Genomic DNA, 2,823 nt, shown 5'->3' with positions numbered 1-2,823 from the left:
AGTATATCCTCAAGAATTAGAAAATCCAACAACTGAAAATACAACGCAAACAGAGCAGCTGTAAGCTGGTCTTTTTATTTTGAACAAAATACGACTTTTACAAGAAAACGAAGCGTGCAAAAGCAGATTTTTTATTTTAAGAAAAGGAGGTGGCGGTTTTGAAAAAACTTTTTGAAGTTAAACCATATGGAGTGAAGTATATATGTGATTCTTGCGAAGAAGGGGAGATGTTACCGACTGGAAAAGCTTATTGGTCTGATCCTCCTAAATTTGAGCATGCGTGTAATCAATGCAGTGCTAAATTGAGTTTGTCGGAAAAATATCCTGTCATTAGGTATCAATTTAATAATGATAAGAATTGAATTTTTGGAAAAAGTATATTTATCCCTTGGTGTATAATGTAAATGATATACATATTAAGGGAGGAGTAAGTATGATTGATTGGTTTGTAAAAAATGCAGAGTGGATTTTTAGTGGGATTGGAGTCTTGGCCATTTCCGCTATAGTTGGAATGTTTTTGAATAAAAGAAAAAACGCTCATCAACTTCAAAAAATTAGTGCTGGTAATAAATCCACTAATATTCAGGGAAGTAAAAATGTAAATATTACATTTGGTGAAAAAAATGAATGATAAACATGAACTGTCTGCAGGTGAAAATTCTACTAATATTCAAGACAGTAAAAATGTAACTGTTAATCAATACGGTCTTAATTACAGTGATGTTAAAGAAATTTGTATGATGGTATTTAAAAGTAACTTCTATGATTTAGGGGGAACCGTCCAAACAATCATTGAAGAACGAGCTGAAGAAATAATCAATAAATATTTAAAGCGACTAATATCCAAAGATCCTGAGGCATTAAAAAATACAGAGGATGCGGATTTACGTTTTATTATTTACGAAGCACAAAAAAATCATGCAAGGCGAGGAGATAAAGAGATTGCCGATTTATTAGTTGATATGTTAATTGAGAGAACGGTTACTAAAGAAGAGACACTGGTAAAGATAGTGTATAATGAAGCGTTGGAAATACTGCCCAAATTAACATCTAAACAGATTGATATGTTAACGGTGATATTTCTTTTACGTAATGTGAATGTTGGACATGTATTTCGTATAGATAACTTAGATAATATTATGAGAGTATTAATTGAATTTGTTCCTAACGAAGAATTTTTCTACCAACATTTACAGTATACGGGGTGTGTGTCAATCAATATGACATCAGTTGATTTTATAGATGAGCTTAAAAATGCTTATCCTAGTTTAGTACCGGTTTCTCATGTGAATCCGTATTTAGTATTTAAGGAGAATTTAAGGAGTATAGCTCCCCATTTATACGGAATTTTAGAAGCAATGAACGAAACAAGAGTTCCTAAGTGTATTTTAACTAGTGTAGGAGTTGCTATAGCGCTTAGTAACTTTAAGAGGAAAATTGGGGTTGGTTGGGACTTAGGTACATGGATTAAAGAATGAGATTTAATAGTTTAATTATAAAATAGAACAAAAAATTGATTTGAAAGGATCCCTATAGGGTCCTTTTTATTTTATTTGGAAGGAGAGGAAATGATGGATCGTATTGATGTATTAATGAAAACATTTATAGCTACGTTTGGTGGCTTCTGTGGGTACTTTTTGGGAGGATGGGATGCAACATTGAAAATCTTAGTGACGATGGCAGTTATTGATTATTTAACTGGCATGATTGCAGCAGGATATAACGGAGAATTAAAAAGTAAAGTTGGTTTCAAAGGCATCGCCAAAAAGGTGGTGCTTTTTCTTTTGGTCGGAGCGGCCGCTCAACTAGATTCAGCACTGGGAAGTAACAGCGCAATTCGTGAAGCGACTATTTTTTTCTTCATGGGCAATGAGTTACTTTCACTTTTAGAAAACGCTGGTCGTATGGGAATCCCCTTACCCTCAGCATTAACAAATGCAGTTGAAATTTTAGGTGGCAAACAAAAACAAGAAGAGAAAAAGGGAGATGTTCAATAATGGGTTACACTGTAGATATTTCAAAATGGAACGGTAATATTAACTGGCCTGTAGCAAAACAGTATTTGGATTTTGTAATCGCTCGAGTACAAGATGGCTCAAATTATATTGATCCTTTATACAAAGGTTACGTACAAGTTATGAAACAACATGGTATCTCTTTCGGAAACTATGCTTTCTGCCGCTTTGTATCAATCAATGACGCAAAGAAAGAAGCACAAGACTTCTGGAATCGTGGTGACAAGAGTGCTACAGTATGGGTTGCTGATGTGGAAGTAAAAACAATGGATGATATGAGAGCCGGCACACAAGCATTTATCGATGAATTACGCCGATTAGGTGCTCAGAAAGTCGGTTTATATGTCGGTCATCACATGTATGCGCCTTTTGGTATGGTGAATGTAAAAGCTGACTTTGTATGGATTCCTCGTTATGGTGGAAAGAAACCGGATTACCCATGCGATATCTGGCAATACACTGAAACAGGTAATGTACCTGGTATTGGTAAATGTGATTTAAATGAATTAATTGGAAGCAAACCATTATCTTGGTTTACAGAAGAACAACAAACAGAACAACCTATTTCTAATGGTGGTTATCAATATGTTAAATCTGGTGGATTTGGCGTCGCGTTGGTTCCTGAAGTATTAAATGCTATGGCTGAGCGTGGAACTAAAGGACAAGTTATTTCTGATCCATCAACTGGTATAGCGTACTTACAAACAGAAGTATTACCTAATACTGAATTAGATAAAATCACTTGGTGGATGGATACTCGACCTGGAGGTAAATGGTGGTACGAGTATATTAAAATTAAATAAAAGAA

At 34.7% G+C, this 2,823-nt stretch carries 5 protein-coding genes; all 5 read left to right on the top strand.

The window, feature by feature from the left end; translation table 11 throughout:
• Positions 1 to 149: 149 nt before the first annotated feature.
• The 5 genes from ACQGSG_RS28140 (at position 150) to ACQGSG_RS28120 (ending at position 2,818) form a co-directional block, all read left to right on the top strand.
• Positions 150 to 362 (top strand): hypothetical protein, encoded by a 213-nt coding sequence (locus ACQGSG_RS28140; protein WP_426948610.1) that lies wholly within the window; start codon positions 150 to 152, stop codon positions 360 to 362.
• 71 nt (positions 363 to 433) lie between these two features.
• Positions 434 to 631, top strand: a complete 198-nt coding sequence (locus ACQGSG_RS28135; protein ID WP_426948608.1) for a hypothetical protein — start codon at positions 434 to 436, stop codon at positions 629 to 631.
• On the top strand, positions 624 to 1,478 hold the full coding sequence (locus ACQGSG_RS28130; RefSeq protein WP_426948606.1) for an LPO_1073/Vpar_1526 family protein: 855 nt from the start codon (positions 624 to 626) through the stop codon (positions 1,476 to 1,478). The genes ACQGSG_RS28135 and ACQGSG_RS28130 overlap by 8 nt, the downstream gene beginning before the upstream one ends.
• A gap of 93 nt (positions 1,479 to 1,571) precedes the next feature.
• Positions 1,572 to 1,997, top strand: a complete 426-nt coding sequence (locus ACQGSG_RS28125; RefSeq protein ID WP_426948604.1) for a phage holin family protein — start codon at positions 1,572 to 1,574, stop codon at positions 1,995 to 1,997.
• Complete coding sequence (locus ACQGSG_RS28120; protein WP_426948602.1) at positions 1,997 to 2,818, top strand: GH25 family lysozyme; 822 nt, start codon at positions 1,997 to 1,999, stop codon at positions 2,816 to 2,818. The genes ACQGSG_RS28125 and ACQGSG_RS28120 overlap by 1 nt, the downstream gene beginning before the upstream one ends.
• The last annotated feature ends 5 nt before the right edge of the window (positions 2,819 to 2,823 follow it).

The organism is Bacillus sp. GMa5/1, from assembly GCF_050172015.1.
Lineage (GTDB): Bacteria > Bacillota > Bacilli > Bacillales > Bacillaceae_G > Bacillus_A > Bacillus_A cereus.
Note: the sequence above shows the minus strand (reverse complement) of the source record. Positions and strands in the feature narration are given on the sequence as shown.